The sequence below is a fragment of the Acidobacteriota bacterium genome, from assembly GCA_019347945.1.
In the GTDB taxonomy this organism is placed as follows: domain Bacteria; phylum Acidobacteriota; class Thermoanaerobaculia; order Gp7-AA8; family JAHWKK01; genus JAHWKK01.
Genome location: JAHWKK010000001.1, coordinates 116,036 through 134,715, shown reverse-complemented (window position 1 = coordinate 134,715; position 18,680 = coordinate 116,036). Strand labels below are relative to the sequence as shown.

15 protein-coding genes are annotated in these 18,680 nt (G+C 62.7%); 11 read left to right on the top strand and 4 right to left on the bottom strand.

What is annotated here, in order from left to right:
* Nucleotides 1-71: 71 nt before the first annotated feature.
* Nucleotides 72-1,397, bottom strand: coding sequence for a DUF2029 domain-containing protein (locus KY459_00545; protein ID MBW3563196.1), 1,326 nt, complete (start codon nt 1,395-1,397; stop codon nt 72-74).
* Nucleotides 1,398-1,403: 6 nt separating this feature from the next.
* Here KY459_00545 and KY459_00540 point away from each other — a divergent pair, with 6 nt between their 5' ends.
* The gene (locus tag KY459_00540) at nt 1,404-2,855 is read left to right on the top strand and encodes a glycosyltransferase (protein MBW3563195.1); all 1,452 of its coding nucleotides are present in this window, start codon (nt 1,404-1,406) and stop codon (nt 2,853-2,855) included.
* A gap of 33 nt (nt 2,856-2,888) precedes the next feature.
* Nucleotides 2,889-3,788 (top strand): phosphatase PAP2 family protein, encoded by a 900-nt coding sequence (locus tag KY459_00535; GenBank protein ID MBW3563194.1) that lies wholly within the window; start codon nt 2,889-2,891, stop codon nt 3,786-3,788.
* A gap of 176 nt (nt 3,789-3,964) precedes the next feature.
* Here KY459_00535 and KY459_00530 read toward each other — a convergent pair whose 3' ends face one another.
* On the bottom strand, nt 3,965-5,596 hold the full coding sequence (locus KY459_00530; GenBank protein MBW3563193.1) for a M20/M25/M40 family metallo-hydrolase: 1,632 nt from the start codon (nt 5,594-5,596) through the stop codon (nt 3,965-3,967).
* Between the two features lie 37 nt (nt 5,597-5,633).
* Complete coding sequence (locus tag KY459_00525) at nt 5,634-6,239, bottom strand: YigZ family protein (GenBank protein ID MBW3563192.1); 606 nt, start codon at nt 6,237-6,239, stop codon at nt 5,634-5,636.
* 74 nt (nt 6,240-6,313) lie between these two features.
* On the opposite strand from KY459_00525, the gene KY459_00520 reads away from it, so the two are divergent.
* The 8 genes from KY459_00520 to KY459_00485 all read left to right on the top strand — a co-directional run bounded on the left by KY459_00520 (nt 6,314) and on the right by KY459_00485 (nt 17,282).
* Nucleotides 6,314-9,706 carry a M36 family metallopeptidase gene (locus KY459_00520; GenBank protein MBW3563191.1) on the top strand — a complete coding sequence of 1,131 codons (3,393 nt, stop codon included), beginning with the start codon at nt 6,314-6,316 and terminating at the stop codon, nt 9,704-9,706.
* Entirely contained in the window at nt 9,703-10,149 is a 447-nt protein-coding gene (gene dut / locus KY459_00515; GenBank protein MBW3563190.1) for a dUTP diphosphatase, read from the top strand. Before KY459_00520 ends, dut begins: the two co-directional genes overlap by 4 nt.
* Nucleotides 10,121-10,738, top strand: a complete 618-nt coding sequence (locus tag KY459_00510) for a hypothetical protein (protein ID MBW3563189.1) — start codon at nt 10,121-10,123, stop codon at nt 10,736-10,738. Before dut ends, KY459_00510 begins: the two co-directional genes overlap by 29 nt.
* Nucleotides 10,739-10,740: 2 nt before the next feature.
* Nucleotides 10,741-11,691 (top strand): ribonuclease H-like domain-containing protein, encoded by a 951-nt coding sequence (locus tag KY459_00505; GenBank protein MBW3563188.1) that lies wholly within the window; start codon nt 10,741-10,743, stop codon nt 11,689-11,691.
* Nucleotides 11,688-12,995, top strand: a complete 1,308-nt coding sequence (gene guaD, locus KY459_00500) for a guanine deaminase (protein ID MBW3563187.1) — start codon at nt 11,688-11,690, stop codon at nt 12,993-12,995. Before KY459_00505 ends, guaD begins: the two co-directional genes overlap by 4 nt.
* Nucleotides 12,996-13,044: 49 nt before the next feature.
* Nucleotides 13,045-14,358, top strand: coding sequence for a glycoside hydrolase (locus KY459_00495; GenBank protein MBW3563186.1), 1,314 nt, complete (start codon nt 13,045-13,047; stop codon nt 14,356-14,358).
* Complete coding sequence (locus KY459_00490) at nt 14,355-15,032, top strand: arylesterase (protein MBW3563185.1); 678 nt, start codon at nt 14,355-14,357, stop codon at nt 15,030-15,032. Before KY459_00495 ends, KY459_00490 begins: the two co-directional genes overlap by 4 nt.
* Nucleotides 15,033-15,113: 81 nt before the next feature.
* The gene (locus KY459_00485; GenBank protein MBW3563184.1) at nt 15,114-17,282 is read left to right on the top strand and encodes a VWA domain-containing protein; all 2,169 of its coding nucleotides are present in this window, start codon (nt 15,114-15,116) and stop codon (nt 17,280-17,282) included.
* A 17-nt stretch (nt 17,283-17,299) separates the two neighbouring features.
* On the opposite strand, the gene KY459_00480 is transcribed toward KY459_00485, so the two are convergent.
* Complete coding sequence (locus tag KY459_00480; protein MBW3563183.1) at nt 17,300-17,719, bottom strand: hypothetical protein; 420 nt, start codon at nt 17,717-17,719, stop codon at nt 17,300-17,302.
* Nucleotides 17,720-17,881: 162 nt separating this feature from the next.
* Between KY459_00480 and KY459_00475 the strand changes: the two genes are divergently transcribed.
* Complete coding sequence (locus tag KY459_00475; protein MBW3563182.1) at nt 17,882-18,673, top strand: AraC family transcriptional regulator; 792 nt, start codon at nt 17,882-17,884, stop codon at nt 18,671-18,673.
* Nucleotides 18,674-18,680 lie beyond the last annotated feature (7 nt).

Here is an 18,680-nt window from a genome sequence, read left to right as displayed (position 1 = left end):
CGAGGGTGGCCGGATCGCCCCATGCCTTTGGAGTGCGGCGCATCCCCGCGCCGCTTTTGAATCAGAAGGGCTCACCGTGACGAGAGACGATCGTCAGGCGATCGCTCGTGGCCGCGCGACTCGTCACGCAACCGGGCTCCCGCGAAGATCAACATCGGGGCTCCATAGGCCAGGACCATCACGATCCACGGCTGAACACCCGCATACAGCAGATAAGAAGCTCCGGAAAAGAGCGCCAGTGCGGAGACCCACCTTTGACCCGCCAGAATCGCGATCGGAAGCACCGGAAGCCAGTACCACGGATGGATGGTCGGCGAGCAGAGGAGGAGAATCGCGAACACCGCTGCCGCCGAGCGAGCCGGCGGAACCCATCTGAGAAGGAGCGTCGCGATCACGACTCCCACTACCGCGAGCGTCGCTCTCGCCATCATCCCGGGATGAATCCAGCTGTAGCCCGCCTCGACCGCGGCACTCGAGATCAGCGCCGGCGCGACGCGTCCCCAGAGCATCTTCAGCCCCGCCGTCGCATCAACGCCGCGGAAAAACGAGGTCAGCATTTCGTAGAGGGGAGAGTTGAACGACCAGTTGATCGCGAACTCGCGCATTCCGGGCATGAACCTTCCCGAAACGGCGAAAGGCGCAGCAGCCACGACGAGCACGATCGCCGCACCGAGGAGGAACCGAGCCCGGTTTTTCGCGGCGAGGAAGAGCGAGGGAGCCATTGCGAGCGGTGTGACCTTGAGTCCCGCAGCGACTCCGAGCGCTGCCCCGGCACCCATTCCGGAACGCCGGCGCATCGACGCCCATGCAATGACGACGAACAGCGCGGCAAGCAAATCGAGATGAAGGTTCCAGACCCCCTCCCATACGACGATCGGACAGAGCGCCCATGCATACGATGCGCGCGGATCGATGCGCGCGAGGAGAAAGAGAATGCCCAGATCGGACGCGAAGAGCATCAGCCGCCATGAGAGAAGGCCTCCCCCGAACAGGTGCGCAATCAAAAACGAGAGCTGTGCGTATGGTGGATAGATCGAGCGGACGTCCGGATGGTTGATCCGGTCGTGCCAGGATTCGCGCAACTCCCGCAATTCCAACGAGGACGGCGCCCGGGCGTACGGATCGAGCCCTTCCGCGACGACCTTTCCGTCCCACAGATATCTCCAGACGTCATCGGAGAGAACCGGCGCGGCATCGAAGGCCGCAAAGCGAGCCAGGATCGCGGCTACGAACATCCAGCGGACAGGCTTCGCTTGACCCCCGGCGAAAACGATCAGCCAGAGGATGGAAGAAATGAAGAGTGAAACCACGTAGAAGGGCTTACCGAGCAGCACCGTGAGCTCGGGAGTGACGACGATGAAGATCAGGACGGTGATGCCGGCGAGACGGAGAAGCATCCGATGATGTCTCTGGTCGTCCTCACGACTTATTACGGAGCTCTCATCCTCCTGACGGTCTTCGCGGTTCATCGGATTGTTCTCGTGCGGACCCTGGCGCGTCATTCTCCCGGGGATCCGGTGGTGCCGGACCCCGCATCGTATCCTCCCGTGACGATCCAGCTTCCGCTCTACAACGAGCCTGCGGTCGCTGCACGGCTCATCGAAGCGGTGGCAGCGATCCGTTATCCCGCTCGCGTCACAGTACAGATCCTCGACGACTCGACCGATCATACGACTCGGATCATCCGGAAGGCGCTCGCGTCCATCGAGCCGCCAGCCTTGATGAGGCTGATGCACATTCGTCGCGACAACCGCGCGGGATACAAGGCGGGCGCGCTGCGCGAAGGACTCGAGCAGACCTACGACGACCATATTGCTGTTTTCGACGCCGACTTCGTCCCGCCACCCGACTTTCTTCTCAGGACGATCCCGCACCTCTGCGCTCGCGACGAAGTCGGGATGGTGCAGGTTCGCTGGGGCCATCTCAACGCGGGGCATTCGCTTCTCACCCGGATCCAGTCGCGCTATCTGGACTCCCATTTCGCCATCGAGAGTGCGGCCCGCTGCTTCTCCGGCTGCTTTTTCAACTTCAACGGAACGGCGGGCGTGTGGAAGCGCCGGGCGATCGAGTCTGCGGGGGGCTGGTCCGCGGACACGGTCACGGAAGATCTCGATTTGTCGTATCGCTCGCAGAGAGCGGGCTGGAAGTTCGTCTATCTGAACGAGATGGTCGCTCCCGCCGAGCTCCCCGAGACACTCACGACATTCCAGGTTCAGCAGTTCCGATGGGCGAAAGGTTCGATTCAGACCGGCCGCAAGCTTCTCCCGTCGATCATCGCATCCCGCCTCCCGGTGCGCACGCGGGTGGAAGCGGCGCTGCATCTGACGAACAATTCAGCCTGGCCCCTCACGATTCTTCTCAGCGCTCTCATCGTTCCGGCCGTCATGTTGCGGTGGGAGGCCGGGATGACAACTTTCCTGGCGTTCGACGCGGCGCTGCTTGTCACCTCGACGGCCTCGCTCTTCGCCTTCTACCGGACGGGAGCCTCGCGATCGCAGGGGAAGCAGCTCTCCGTCGGCGAGCTGTTCCTGGTCATGCTCTTCGGAATCGGTCTGTCGGCGTCCAACTCCGCCGCGGTAATCGCCGGACTGACGTCGACGGGTGGTGTTTTCCACCGGACACCGAAGCGCGGTGGCTCTTCGACCGTGATCCCCGATACGGCCCCGCGTGTTCCACTGGCAGAGGCGCTGCTGTCGGCGTGGCTCCTCTTCTCGCTCGTCGCGCTCGTGTCGATCGGAGCCTGGGCATGCGTCGCATTCGTTCTTCTCTTCGTCCTCGGGTTTGGCGTTTCGCTCTTCTTCGCCGCGGGGGAGTGGAAGCGATGGCTCCGCGCGCGAACCCCGCTCCCGCTCTGAGACTCCGGCGTCGCTTTCGCAGGACCGGCGACCATGGAAGCGATCCCCTTTTTCGTCTGGGCCGGCTCGATCCTGGTTCTCTGGATGCTCTTCTACGCCGCCTACCGGGTGTCTCATGCCTCGGGACGGCGTCTGTTCACCTGGCTTTCGGCGCGAGCATCGGAGCGCGATTTCTTCACGAAACTCTTTCCCGCCCGCTTTCAACCACGCACTCCCTACCTGAAACTCGGACTCCTTCTCCTGGCAGGAGCGATTGTCGTCTTCATCACCGGGGATTGGTTCGTCGACATCGCGGAAGAGGTGACCGCGAACAGCGAAACGATCCGCACGCTCGACGAAAATGCGAGGGCCTGGGCGGTCGAGCATCGGCGCGACACGATGCTGCTCTTCGTTCTTTTCGTGACGACGGTCAGTCAACCGGGGGGGCTCGGAATCATCGCTGCGGGAATGGCAGTGTTCTGCCTCTTCCGGAAACGGCGGGATCTCGCGTTCTTCGTGGCGGCCAGCTCGCTCGGAGGCGCTCTGCTCAATGTGCTTCTCAAAGAATGGTTCAAGCGCGACCGGCCGGATCTCGCGGTTGCCCTCAGTGACGCTCCAGGTTATTCATTTCCATCCGGCCACACGATGGGATCGATGATCGTCATCGGTTCGATCGTCTGGGCCATTCTGAGACTGTCGCACTCCCGGGCTGCGAAAACGTTCAGCCTCGCCGCAGGAATCTCTTCCATCCTCGCGATCTCGTCATCGCGCATCTATCTCGGGGTTCACTGGTTGACGGATGTAGCCGCCGGTCTCGCAGCGGGCGTGACCTGGCTCGTCTTCGCCATCGTGATCTGGGAGGCTTCCCGGAGGCTCCATTTCACGCGAGCCGCGGCGAAGGCTCACCTCGGGAGCGCCGGGGTCGGCTCTGAACCTGGCAACTCAACTCACTGATCGTCAATGTGTGCATTGGGAGGGCAAGAACGGGGCGGTTTCAGGTGGCTTTCTGGTGAGATGCGGCGATGCGGCTCAGCAGGAGCTTCGCCCTCCCGGCGCGCCTGGCCGTGTTCGATCCGAGCAACGACGGACTCAGGTTAAGTCGCCAAGTTCACTTCTTCACTCTTCACTCTTCACTCTTCACTCTTCATCGTTCCGTAATGCTCGCCGAACCAGTCACCCTCGTTCCATCGAGGGCGGTCGGGGGCGTTGGCGATCTCGAGTCCGAGCCTGTAGTTCAGCTCCGCGAACCGGGCTCCGGCATCGAAGTCGATCTCCTGGTTCAGATCATCGGAAGGACGATGGTAATGGGTGCGCAGCCATTCGGTCATCGCCTCGCGCCCGGTCTCCGGAGTTCCATCCTGCACACCGTGCACGAGAAAGAGTCCCGGAACACCCTGCCGTACAAAGGGGTAGTGGTCGGTTCGGACGAATAGCGTCTGCTCCGGAGCGTAGTCCGGACTCGTGACGATCCCCATCGACTCGGCGGCGCGATCCAACGCCGTCCCCAGCGTCGAGTGCTCGGCTCCGAAGCCGACGACGTCGTGCAGCGGATACAGCATCAGGAACATGTCGATCGAGATCGCAGCGATCGGCTCACCGATCGGATCGGTCGGGTTGATCGCCAGATAATCGGCACCGAGCAGGCCCTTCTCTTCGCCCGTCACCGCTGCGAAAACGATCGAACGCTCCGGACGCTCCTCGCTCTCCGCAAATGCCCTTGCGACCTCGAGCATCGACGCAACTCCCGATGCATTGTCGTACGCGCCGTTGTAGATGTGGTCCTCGTCGTCTTCGGACTCGCGGATGCCGACGTGATCGAGATGCGCGAGGTAGATCAGCGATTCGCCCGGCCATTTCGTTCCGCGCACCATCCCGAGCACGTTGGGGCTCGCGAATCCCTCGATCTCACTGGTGATCGAAAGCTGTCCGGAGATGCCGAGCGGATATCCGGCGACTTTACCTTCTTCGACATCAACGACGAGATCGTCGAAATCCCGGCCGGCGGCCTCGAACAGTTTGGCCGCGCCGTCGTCGCTCAGACGGATCCGGGCGGGAAGGCCTTCCTCATCGTGAACTCTACCGGTGGGCTCGACCCACCGGACCGATGGCCAGCCGAGCGAACGCGGCCTCCGCGTCGACGAATCTCCGTCACGGGTTCTTGCAGTGACCTCGATCATGCCGACGGCGCCGCGCTCACTCGCGAGCTCGAGCTTCCGGAGTGTGCTCGCATTCACCGCGCGGAGCGTCGAAGGAAACGATTCAGGGGCGTTGCGAATCACCAGAACGATCGCGCCATCGACGTCGAGTCCCTCGTAGTCGTTCCAGTCCTGATCCGGCTCGATGACGCCGTAGCCCGCGAACACGATGGGACCCGCGACGTTGAGCTCGGGCCGCGACGCACTCGGGACCACGCTGAAATCCTCTGCGGGCGTCATCGTGATCACACCTTCGGCACTTCTCAGCTCGAACGAGACATCCGTTGCGGTCGCGCGAACGAAGGGAACGCGCTGGAACCATCCATCGTCACCCGCCGGCTCGATCCCCATCTTCGCAAACTCAGCCGCGACGTATCGCGCCGCAATCTCGTGTCCGCGACTTCCCGTATCCCGCCCTTCGAGCAGATCGTCGGCCAGAAAGCGGATATCCGCCTCGATCCGATCCGCCGAGAACTCCGGTGAAGACGGAGGGGCGGCGACGACGGCCGGCGTGGTCGAGCACGAGAACGTGAGCAGCAGCGAGAGAATCAGAAGGGAGCGCTTCATTTCGAGAGTCTATATTCGAAACAGCCCGCGTTTCATTTCAACCGGTTTGCATCCATCGGAGCATTCTCTCCTCGAGCATTCGAGTCATCTGCTCGACCCTCCCCTTCCGGATATCGAGGTCGAACCGGTTCCCTTCCGGTCCGAACTGCTCGTGCACCAGAACAACGTCGGGCGGATCGACCATGCGATACAGCTCATTGAGCATCTCGAAGGGAGCGTCGACCCGGATCCGACTGTACGCAATGATCGTCTTACGAGGCCCGAGATCGAGCGCTTCCGCCGCGGCTTCGCGGTACGCGCGACCGAGCCCGCCCGTTCCGAGCTTCACTCCGCCGAACCACCGCGCAACGACACAGCCAACGTTGCGCAATCCCGATCCCTCGATGGCAGACGCGATCGGGCGGCCCGCGCTGCCCGCCGGTTCACCATCATCCGAGCTGCGCGCGAGCTCGACCCCATCCTCCGAAACCTCGAACGCCCAGCAGTGATGTCGCGCCGAATGCATCTCCTTCCGGAGATCGTCGAGCCGTCCACGAAATTCGACCTCGCTCGTCACGGGAAACGCGATTCCGATGAACTCCGACCGCTTCACCCTGATCGAAGCACGGGTTTCCGATTCGAGGGTCTCGAAAGAGTCGTTCACCGTCCAATTCTCGCACGCCACCGCCCCCTTCCCGGGAAACATTGCGCCATGTCCGTCGTTAGCAATGGCGCTCTATGAGAGTTCGGCTCAACTTCCTCTTTGCGGCGCTGGCCCTGGCCGTGACCCCCGCGCTCGCCCGTGACGACATGGGCGATCCTGCGGAGAAGCTTCGCATCCGCAGCGAAGCTGCCGTCCTCCGCGTCGACGGCAGGTTCTCCCCAGCGGTCAATCCACCTTCACCCGAATCCGTTCTCGCGATGCTGCGTGCGGAGACGGGGGCTGAGCTCGAGGAAACCAGCCGCCAGCGCGGACGACTCACCGAAGCGCGGCGGTTCGTTCAGATCGCGGATGGACTCGAGATCGTCGGGACGGGCGCTGTCCTTCGGCTTTCGGGCGACGAGGTCACCGGGTTCGACGCCCGGATCGCGAGGATCGACGAGCTCCGGAAGGCTCTCGCCGCGCCGCCGCCGATACGCCGCTCCGCCCTCCGCTCCGGCCACGGCGCGAACGTAGCTCCTGCACGCGAGGTGCTCCTGGTCACCGACGATGGGGTGATCCGGGCTCTCGAACTGCGGATCGAGGAATCGCCGCTCAAAGAGGCGCTTCACTATTACGACGCCGACGGTTCACTCGTTCTCCGAATCCCTCTCTGGTTCCACTCGAGCCGTGAGGTTTCCATTTTCCGCTCGAATCCGGTGACCAAGCTCAACAATGCGGAACTGCGCGACGAGAACGATGCCGCGGCGGCCGTGCCCGCCGCCGCGTACGAGGAGAATTCGCTGGAGATTGACGAAGCGAGCTCGTCCCTGGCGACCTCCCGCGTCGCGATCGCCGATCTCGATGCCCCGGCGACCCTGGGCGTCGATCCTGCCTCCCCCGATCTGATCTTCGATCGAAGCGATCCCCGATTCGAGGAGGTGATGGCGGTGTGGCACATCGACCGCTCGCTCGCATATCTCGAATCTCTCGGGTATACCGGCACGAACCAGATCGTCAACACCAGCATTACGGTCGACGCTCATGGTGGCAACGGAAGCGACAATTCGTTTTACACCAAGCGGACGACCGGGCCGGTGCTCGTCTTCGGCGACGGGGGTGTCGACGACGCCGAGGATCCCGACATCATCTATCACGAGCTGGGGCATGCGATCCACGACGGGATCGCCCCTTCGATTCTCTTCGGAACGTCCGCCTCGGATGCGCGGGCAATCTCCGAGGGCTTCTCGGATTACTGGGCATTCAGCGAGGGATTGGCCGAGAGCGTATCGAATGGACGAGACCCGGCATGCATCGGCGACTGGGACGCACGCTGCGGACTCGGAGCCTCCTCGGGTTGCTCATATCCGGCAGACGCCGACTGCCTGCGCCGAACGGATGCGAGTGTCGTCCTCGACGAGCTCGACCGCAGCGGTCACGCCGGAACCGAACATCAGAACGGGCGGCTGTGGTCCTCGACGCTTCGAGAGCTCTTTCTCGGCCTCTCCCGCCTTCATGGAGAGAATGAAGGAAAGCGTCGGGCCGACATGCTGGTACTCGAAGGGATGGTCGGCATCCCCTTCATGCCGACCCTCCAGAATGCCGCAGACGGATTGATCGACGCCGACGATGCGATGTACGACGGAGCGACCCGGATCATGCTGTGCGGAGCGCTCCTCTCACGGGGCGTCGAGGTCTCGCGCTGCCACCGGCCATGGAAGGGTGCTCACACGGTTTTTCCTGCCGCAGGTACCCTCATGCCGGGGACTGGCTCGATTCGGTCCACCCACTGGGTGCCGCTTCGGGGAAGCGTTCGGGACACGAGAGTTTCCATCCGGCTGGATCATCCGGACCTCAGGGATCTGGAAATCTCCATCATTGCGCCCGACGACACCCGGGTTCTGCTGGCGAGAAGAGGATCGCTCTCCGGTTCATCGCTGGTCCGGACGTTCGGACTCGACATTCCCTCCTCGGAGCCACTCGGTTCGCTCGACGGACACGAGCTTCAGGGGGAGTGGACCCTGCTGATTCACTCGGAGAGCTCCCAGACGGGCATCCTTCACGGATGGAATCTCGCATTCGCTACCCACCAGGGCCAGGCCCCCGTCTCGAGGCGGGAAAGCGGTCCGCGAATCGCGCTGATTCCCGCCGCGGGTCACAGTCCGGGCGCGAACTCGACTCATTGGATCACCGATCTGACGCTGAGGAATCTCACCAACTCTCCTCAGCACATCTTCCTCATCCTCACCCCGGCCGGCACGAACGGGGATGAATCTGCGATGATCACACGCCTGTTCATCGAGCCGGCTCAGACGCTCACTCTTCGCGACGTGGCAAAGACGATTTTCGGATTCGAGGGAGCCTGTTCTCTCGACATTCGGGGTCCGCAGAACGTGCTCACGGCGACCAGTCGAACCTACAACGATTCGCCCCTCGGAACGTTCGGCCAATCGATCCCGACCTATCGGGCACCGACCCTCGGCAGCGCCGATCCCGTTCTGTTCATCCCGGGTCTGCGCGAGACGCTCGAGTTCCGGTCCAACGTCGGCTTCACTGAAACGTCGGGGCAGCCAGTGACGATGACGCTCGAGGTCGTCGGAGCCGATGGCGACCTGCTCGGAACGATGTCGCTGTCATTTCGTCCATGGGAGCATCGTCAGGTGTCGACCCGCGGGCTGGCAAACGAATACGAAGCAGGAATGGCGCGGCTTCGATACGAGTCCGGGGAGGGAAGTCTGGCCGCGTACGCTTCGATCATCGACAACCGGACGGGCGATCCGATCTACCTCCCCGCAGCGCGAGCGGAGGCGACGGACTCGAAGATCATTCCGGTCGTGGCACATCTCGACGGGGCCGGCGGCTCCAAGTGGCGAAGCGATCTCTATCTTTCGAATCCTCTCGACGAGCCGCTCGAGCTGTCGATTCGGTATCGGGGAGTCTCGGGGGCCGTATCCGGAAGGGTGGAGGGGACTCTCGGTCCGTACTCGTCGGCGTTCGTCATGGACGTGGTGGAAAGCTGGTTCGGGGCGTCCGGCGGCGGCCACCTCGAGATCACACCCGGAAGCGCAATCGTCTCGAGCAGAACGTGGAATGACCGTGGAAACGGCAGCTTCGGACAGAATGTCGCAAGCGTCGCAACCGGGGATGGGATCACCGAGCTCGGCCAGTCGGGCGTGGCGATCGGCGTGGAACAGAGCGACCATTTCCGGACGAACGTGGGGCTCGTCGAGATCGGTGACGGATTCGCGGTGTTCGACGTCACCGTCTTCGGAGAGAGAGGGGCGATGCTCTGCACCGCCCGGTTCGGCCTGGCTCCCCGCGAGCAGAGACAGGTCTCACTCCCTTCGATGGGTTGCAGGACGACTCCGGGAGGTTACGTGGTTCTGACCAAGGTTTCGGGAGACGGTTCGGTGGTCGGGTGGGCATCCGTGGTCGACAACCTGAGCGGCGATCCCGTCTTCATGCCGATCACCGGGAGAGACACACCATGACCGCAGCGACCGTTTCGGTGAGGAGTTTCGCGAATGACCTCCCGCATCCGGCGAAAGGATCCGAGCTCGCCTCAGGTTACGACCTTCGGGCGGCGATTGACGAACCGCTCGTACTTTCATCGGGCGCCCGGGCGCTCGTTCCCACAGGAATAGCGATCGCGCTACCCGCCGGGTTCGAAGGTCAGGTTCGTCCCAGGAGCGGTCTCGCTGTGAGCCACGGGGTTACCGTTCTCAACGCTCCCGGTACAATCGACTCCGATTACCGCGGAGAGATCAAGGTGATACTCATCAACCACGGCGATTCGGATTTCACGATTCGGCGGGGCGATCGCATCGCCCAGCTCGTTTTCGCAGAGCTTGCCCGACTCGAGATCCGGCTCGTCGCCGAGCTGGACGATACACTGAGAGGTGACGGTGGATTCGGAAGTACAGGAACCGACTGAAGAGACTGCGACGATCGAACAGGGCGCTGCTCCGTCCGCAATGACGGTCGAGGAGACGACCGAGGCGGTTTCGCTGGCGGATCTGGACCGCGACGAGCTCGCCGAAGTCATCCGGCATTTTCGTGCCGTACGCAACGACCTGCTTCACTTCGGCGCGTGGAACAACCGCAATCTGACCGAAGACGAGTTCAAGCAGGTCTCCGACGAGAGACTCTTCGGATACTTCAAGCAGGATCTGCTGGAGACACGAATCGTGGACCGCGGTCGTCGCGTCAATGTCGTCGAGGTCTGGCGCTGGTTCGATGATCTGATCAGCGGTGTAGAGCCTCTGTTCATCGACGGCGAAGAGGTGATGCTCAACATCCGCGACAAGGACATCGAGAAGCTCCGCACGCGAATGCGCGAACTGCACGGCTTTCTCCCGACGCTCCGGAACGACGACTTTTCGAGCTTCCGCCGCATCAAGTACAAGCTGCGTCGCACCGTCATGCGAATGACCTACGATCTTCACAACCTCAACAAGCGGCTCGAGAAGTACCGGAAAAACCGCGGAGCCAGACGCGACAGCATCACGGACGCCGAGAATTGACCATGAAGCGGCTCGTGATCGACATCGAAACGGTCGGTATCCCCTGGGAAGAGCACGATACGTACGTTCGCGAATACCTGATCAAGGGAATGGGTGAAGCCGAGGCGGAAGAAGAAAAGCGAAGAGGAGCTCTCTCTCCATTCACGGGTCGGATTGCCGTCATCGGCGTCCTCAACGTCGACGACGGTCGGCGCGCGGCACTGATCGAAATGCCCGGACGTCGCGAGATTCAGATGTGGAAAGAGGACGACCGCACCTACATCACCGGAACCGAGAAGCAGATCCTCGAAAAGTTCTGGGAGTTCTTCGCCCCGGTGGATCGATTCATCACCTTCAACGGCCGCCAGTTCGACGGCCCCTTCCTGATGATTCGCTCCGCCGTCAACGGAGTGATTCCACGTCGGGATCTGATCGGCCGACGCTACAGCTATCACCCCAACTGCGACCTTCGCGAAGCGCTCAACTTCATGGGAACGGTCTACTCGAGGCAGATGCGGTTCAATCTCGACCTCGCCTGCAAGACTTTCGGTGTCGACAGCTCGAAAACCGAAGGAATGGACGGACGCTCGGTGGAAACGATGTACCGCAGTGGGATGCACCGCGAAATCGCAGACTACTGCCTCGAGGACGTACGGGCCACGGGCGAGCTCTACCTGAAGCTCGCACCGACAATTCTCTGCTGGAACGACGATTTCTCCCGCGCGGAGAAAATCGCCGAGGCCCGGACTGCACGCGCCTCACGCACGCAGAGCGAACTACCCGACGAGAGTGAGTTCATGCGCGGTGTCGAGGAGTCATCCGCCCAGCTCTCGTCCTCGATTGATGAACCGCAGGCGGATACCACTCCAAAGCCTGATGACGCGGATCGCCGCCAGCAGGCCCACGCCTTCGAGAAGCTCGTCCGGGAGAACGACTCCGAAGAGGACGATCTCGAGAGCGTCGAGACTCCGTGAACCATTTCCCGTCCTCCGGCTCCTATCAGATACGAGGCCGGATCTACACCCCCCTTTCCGACGGCACTCACCTCTCGCTCGAGGATGGCCGGATTGCCGTCGATCAGGGTCGCATCTCCTCGGTCGGTCCCTGGGGCGATGGTCCGGACAGCGAGACCGGCGCACCAGTGCACCACCTCCCCTCCCGGTACCTCATCTCGCCCGGCTTCATAGACACGCACCTTCACGCTCCGCAGATCGAGATGATCGGTTCCTACGGAGGCCACCTCCTCGAATGGCTGGAACGACATACCTTCCCGACCGAAGCGAAGTTCTCCGATCCCGAGTACGCATCGGAGATCGCGCGCCTGCTGTTCCCGATTCTCCTGAGCCACGGTACGACTACGGCCATGCTCTTTTCGTCCGTGCACGAAGCGGCAACGCACCGTTTCTTCCGCGCCGCAGCAGACTCCGGCATCCGGGCAATCATCGGCAAGACGATGATGGACCGGAATGCTCCCGACTCCCTTCTCGAAACCCCATCAGAATCGATAGCGCGAAGCCGAGCGGTGCTCGAAGAATGGCACGGCGCGGCAGAAGGACTCATCGGTTACGCCATCACTCCCCGCTTCGGCCCCACCTCCACTCCGGATCTGCTCGAAGCGGCCGGCACGCTCGCTCGAGAGTTTCCCGACTGCTGGATTCAGACTCACATCTCCGAGAGCCTTCCCGAGCTCGATCTCGTCCGAGAGCTCTTCCCCGACGAAATCGACTACACCCACGTCTACGACCGTTTCGGACTTCTTCGAAAAAGAACCGTGCTGGCTCACGGCATCCATCTCAACGACTCCGAGCTTCGCACGATCGCAACTCGAGGCGCCGGAATCTCTCACTGTCCGAACTCCAATCTCTACCTCGGTAGCGGCCTCTTCCCTCTCGACAGAATCGAGTCCGCCGGCATCCGGATCGGCCTCGGTACCGACGTCGGAGCCGGAACGACTCCGTCGATGCTCGCGGCGATGGCCGACACCTACAAGGTCCAGCAGGTTCGCGGGAGGTCGCTCGATCCTGCGCGACTTTGGCGCTTCGCAACTCTCGACGGCGCCCGGCTCCTCGATCTCGACGACGTCACCGGAAGCCTCGAGCCAGGGAAGGAAGCCGATTTCATCGCACTCGATCTCGAAGCCACCGACCTTCTCGCAATGCGCACCCGGAACGCCGAATCGATCGAGGACCTCCTCGCCGGATGCATCTTCGCCGGCGACGATCGAACCGTCGCCGCCGCCTATGTTCGAGGTCGACGCGTCCATTGCGCCACGAGGTAGTAAGGGGTTGTCCATCCGGGCGACACATCGAGCCTGATAAACTCCTCCCGTGAGAATCTTCGCTGTCCTTCTCGTTCTGGCCGGCTCCCTTGCCTGCAACTCGGAGCAGTCTCTTTCCGCAACTCTCCCGCCCACGGAGATCTCATTCGAACCGGTCGCCTCCCCGGCCGGGCCGGGCTCAATGGCGCCGAACTTCTCCTCTTCAGACGGACAGGCTCTTCTCAGCTGGATCGAACGCTCCGAGGACTCGGCCAGAGTGCGCTTCGCGCGGTACGGTTCCGCCACCGGATGGAGCGATCCCATCACGATCGTCGAACGCTCCGACCTCTTCGTGAACTGGGCAGACTTCCCATCCCTCATCGCCGACGATTCCGGCACCCTCTACGCTCACTGGCTGCAGAAGTCGGCACCAGCCACCTACGCCTACGATGTGACGATGTCAGTCTCCGGAGATGGGGGCGAAACCTGGTCCGAACCATTCGTCCTACATGATGACGGCACCCCCACCGAGCACGGCTTCGCGTCGATGTCTCCTCATCCGGACGGTGGCATCGCCGTCACCTGGCTCGACGGTCGCGAGATGGGAAGCGGAGGCCACGGTCACGGTGGAGGGGACATGACGATCCGCTGGGCAAGAGTCGATCCCGACGGAACCGTCCGCGAATCCAGAGTCATCGACGAGCGAACGTGTGAATGCTGCACTACGGGAATGGCGATCACCGGGGACACGAGCGTGATCGCCTGGCGAGACCGCTCCGACGAGGAGGTTCGCGACATCGCCGTGGCCCGAGTGGAACGTGGCGGCTCCGTCAGCGAAGCGATCTTCTTCGACGACGGATGGACCATCAACGCGTGCCCGGTCAACGGTCCGCAGGTCTCGGCCAGCGAGAACGCGCTCGCAGTTGCATGGTACACCGAGGCGGATGGCGATCCGCGCGTGAACGTTGCGTTCTCGGCCGACGGAGGCCGCACGTTCGGAGATCCGATCCGCGTGGACGAGAGAAGCCCCCTCGGTCGCGTCGACGTCGAAATGATCTCCGACGACGAGGCCGTCGTGACCTGGCTCGAGGAAAACGGAAAAGGCGCAGCGATCATGGCCCGGTCCGTGACGAGCCGCGGCGCGCCGGGGCCCTCTCGCGTCATCCGGTCGACCGACGCAGGCCGTACATCCGGATTCCCCCGGGCGACTGTCGCCGATGGATTTCTCTGGCTCGCACTCACCGTGCCCGGGGGCGAGCCCGCCGTCGAGATCTTTCGGGCCCGCCTGAAGAATGGAGCGACCGATCTTTCAGAGGATTCAGAAGCCTCCGTCCGCGCGAATCAACGCATCGACCGGAGCGTAATCGTCGCCGAGAACCGATGAGCGCGGTTCGATCACGACCTGTACGTCCGACGGAGACGCCGTGGTACAGACGACCCGTTGCGATCGCGTCGATTGCTGCGGTCCTGGTCATCGCGTTCCTCCTCTGGCCGTCTTCGCTTTCCGGCGTGCGAAATCTCGATACGTCGGGGACGTCCATCATCGCTTTCGGAGATTCGCTGACGGCCGGTTACGGCGCCGGACCGGGCGGCGACTATCCGACGAAGCTGTCCGCAATCACCGGAGTCCCCATCATCAACGCCGGCGTCAGCGGCGATACGACCGAGTCGGCGCTCGCGCGGATCGAAGAGGATGTTCTCTCGCAGGACCCCGGAATCGTCATCATCGGCCTCGGCGGCAACGACTATCTGCGGAGTGTACCGATCGCGACGACTGAAGAGAACCTCCGAACGATCATCCGCAGAATTCAGGAACGGGGTGCCGCGGTCGTCCTGCTCGGCTTCCAGTTTCCGAGCATCAGCGCGAACTATGGAGCGATGTACGAACGGATTGCCGATGACGAAGGCTGCCTGTTCGTCCCTGATCTGCTCGACGGAATACTCAGCAACCCTTCGCTCAAGAGCGACGAGATTCATCCGAACGCCGCCGGATACTCGGTCATGGCCGAGCGTATCGAAGGGCCATTCGGGAAGCTCGTCGCACGAGTCTCCTCCTGAGATTCGCGCAGTCGCGCGCATGCGCTGGTCACATTTCAGCCACGACGAAACGCTGGGGCCACTCTTCCTGTTCAGGTATTCGTGAGCCGATTCAATCACGCGCGTCCCGCGACCTTTTCGTCGCTGCGGCGGTTTTCCGAAATCCCTCTGATCGTCATGCTCCTCGCCGTCACGCCGTCGGCCTCGGCTCAGGCAGCGCAGGACATTCACATCGGTGAAGAGCTCATCGCAGCAGCGACGAGAACTGCAAAGCCGATCGTCGTCTTTCATCGCCCGGCGGATTGCGCGGGCGCACGTGGGGCCGACCGCTGTGAGCGTTTTGCGAAGACAGCCCTGCATCCGTCGATCGGGAGACGTCTGCGCCACATGGTTTTCACGACGACGATCTTTGATGACCGCGACATTCCGCACATCACGGTTCATGACCCGGGGGGCCGGCTCGTTCATCGATGGCACGGGATTCCGGACGGCGCCCGCCTCGCCGATATTCTGAATCGCGTGATCGATGCGACCCCGCACCTGCTGGAGATGCATGCTCGCGCGCCGGCGGACTCCCAGCGATCGGAGCTCGAGATGGCGCTTGCGCTGATCACACTCGGAGATCGCGACCGGGGGATCGAGCTTCTCGAATCGATCCGAGAGGACGCGCCGGCGGAAACCAGCCAGCTTGCAGAGGTTCATCTTCACGTGCTCGCATCGGAAGCCACCGGTCTCGACGGATCGCTCAGGCGGCTCGAATATCTCGCTCGCGAGGGTGCATCCGACGCCGTCCGGTACGAGACGTTGATGGCGATCGGAGAGATGCTTCTCGGAGAGGAGCCCGCGGGGGCTGCCGTCTCGTTCGAGCGGGCACTCCGGTTCGCTCGTAGGCCGGCCGAAACTTCCCGAGCGGAAGAAGCACTACGGAGATCCCGCAATCTTCCCTCTGCAATCGCCGGCCTCGAAGATCCCGACGGGATCGTTTTCGGACGTCACGCAATCGCACCCGAACAACCTCACCCGCAAACGGCGCGGGTCGAGTACTCGCTGGACGGAAAGCTCGTCGGTACCGCTACGTCGCCCCCTTTCACCGCATCGGTCGATTTCGGGGAAGTGCCCGACCGGCACGTGCTCGAGATCGTTTCTTCCAACAGGAAAGGAGATGTGATCCAGCGGGATGTCGTAGTCGTCAACGATCGGAACGATTCGCCGTGGATCAGAATCGTTTCTCCCGTCGAGACGACACTCTCGGGCCCGGTCGACGTGGATGTCATGGTACGCGCCGGGGCCGGGCAGGAAATCGAACGGGTGACGGTCGAATGGAACGGCCGGCCGGTCGCCCGCTTCGACTCCCCTCCGTTTCGCACGACGCTCACGATTCCACAAGGAGAACAAGGCTATCTCCGAGCAGAGCTCCGCCTCACCGACGGTACCATCACCGAGGACGTGCGGATCGTCAACTATGCGGATCGGCCGCTGCAGGCCGGTCGGCATCTCGTCGAGGTACCCGCCTACCTCGAGCGGACCGACCCATCGGCCATCACACTACGCGAAAACGGCGAGACTCGGCCTGTCAACCGGATCGTCCCCTCTCACGACTCGCCGCTTCTGATCGCACTGCTTCTCGATGCATCGGCGAGCATGAACGAACACATCCTCGACGTTCAGGAAGCGGCGCTGCAGTTCGTGGAGAAGAATCTCGATTCGCGCGATCGCGTCATGGTCGTGCCGTTCCGGTCGAGCTCTCGCGTTCTGTGGCCCGTTTCCGACCGGGGTAGAATCGAGCGGACGATTCTCTCGCTCAGTTCGGGTGGTGCGACCGTCCTTCACGACGCGATGATCGGAGCACTCCTCGCCGTCCGCTCGACGGGCTCCCGCCGGGCGCTCGTCGTCCTCAGCGACGGGATCGACAACGGAAGCGTCTTCGGCCTCGACGTCGTCGAGGAAGTCGCGCGCCGCAGCGGCGCCCCGGTGTACGTGCTCGCATTTTCCGACTCCGGCGAGCGGGCACGTTCGTCCGAGTCCGGCTCGATGACCCAGCAGAAACTTCTCGATTTCAGCCGGGCCACGGGCGCGAAATCGTTCCGGCTCAACTCGCTCGACAACCTCCCCGAAATTCTCGAACAGATCGCCGACGATCTCCGCAAGCAGGCCCTCGTCGTCTATTCGCCGAATCCGGCTCTTCCTTCCTGGCGGGCGATCGAGATCACCGAGCAGGGCCGTCCCGTCCGTGCTCCCTCGGGTATCTACGTCACCCCTGAATCCGACTGAGCGCGGAAAAATCGAGGTTACGCCGGACTGAGAGCCTTCTCTTCCCTGCCGAGGCGCGACTTCAGAAGTCCGATGATCACCCCGCCTCCGACGGTGAAGAGCATCAGGGCGAGACTCCCCATCGCTTCAAACCAGAGAGGACTGCTTCGTTCCGCGATGAACAGCACGTAGGTCGTGTCGAGAGCGAGCGGCAGGAGAACGAGCGACGCCGCGACCACCGGCCACCGCCAGCCGATCAGCCCCGCCGCCATACCTCCCGCGAGACCCGCGACCACCGCCACGAGAGTCCCCTTCAGGAGAAGCGCTCCGCCTCCGCCGTAGAGGTTCCGACCCTCGAGCCATCCGTTGAACCCGAGAATCGTCAGCGCGACGATCACGTGATAGCCACCCAGCATCGCACCCACTCCGACGAGAAAATTAACAATCCGGTTTTTCATCTTCGCCTCTCCTGACCGGAGGATCACATCCAGTATAGGCGCCACACCAGACGGTTGATTGGACGGGCGTCGGAGCCCTTTGTACGATCGGCCGGGAAAGTCCTCCTTCTCACGGCGGAGGGAAAGTTGTGAACGACGAATTCAGTTGACGCTTCCAGCAGGATGGAACAGACCGGAGATCATAGTTTCGGAACGACGCTGCGATGGCACGATCTCAACGATCTCGGCGTCGGCGAAGTGTCGATGCCTCGCGGTCTCCGGCTTTCGGAGCACGCGCACGATTCGGCTCAGGTGTGCTTCATACTCGAAGGGCACTATGTGGAGCGATGGTATGGCCGTGACATCCGCCTTGGACCCGGATCGAGTCTTTTCCGACCGCCCTCGCTCCCTCACGAGAACGAGTTTCGGTCTGACGTTGAAGTGCTGGCACTGCTCGTTTCGTTCGCTCCCGGGCGGTTTCCCGAGCTCTCCCGGATCGAGCCCTCACCCTTCCCGGCATTGTGGCTTCGAAGTCTTCGCTTCGAGCTCGAAGCCGAGCTGAAGTACGGCGAGCCCGGTTTCCACCCGGCACTGGAATCGCTGGCGATCCTCCTTTCGATCAAGCTCTCCCGGTTCGGTCATCGGAACGATCCTCCGCCATGGATTTCCGAGGCGGTTGCTTTCATCGATCGCTCGTACGCCCGCCGAATCAGCCTGGAGACAGTCGCCGATCAGGCCGGAGTGGGGCGCTCCACCCTGAGCGCCGGGTTCCGGAGGTGGGTCGGACGATCGGTCGGCGAAGAGATTCGAAGGCGGCGTCTGCTCGAAGCCGAGCGTCTTCTCCTCGAGACGAACGAGCCGATCGCGAAAATCGCACACGACTGCGGCTTCTTCGATCAGGCTCATCTCACGCGAGCACTCCGCGCCGCCTCGAAAGTCACTCCGGGCGAACTTCGCCGCCGCACTCAGTGTTGATGAGTTG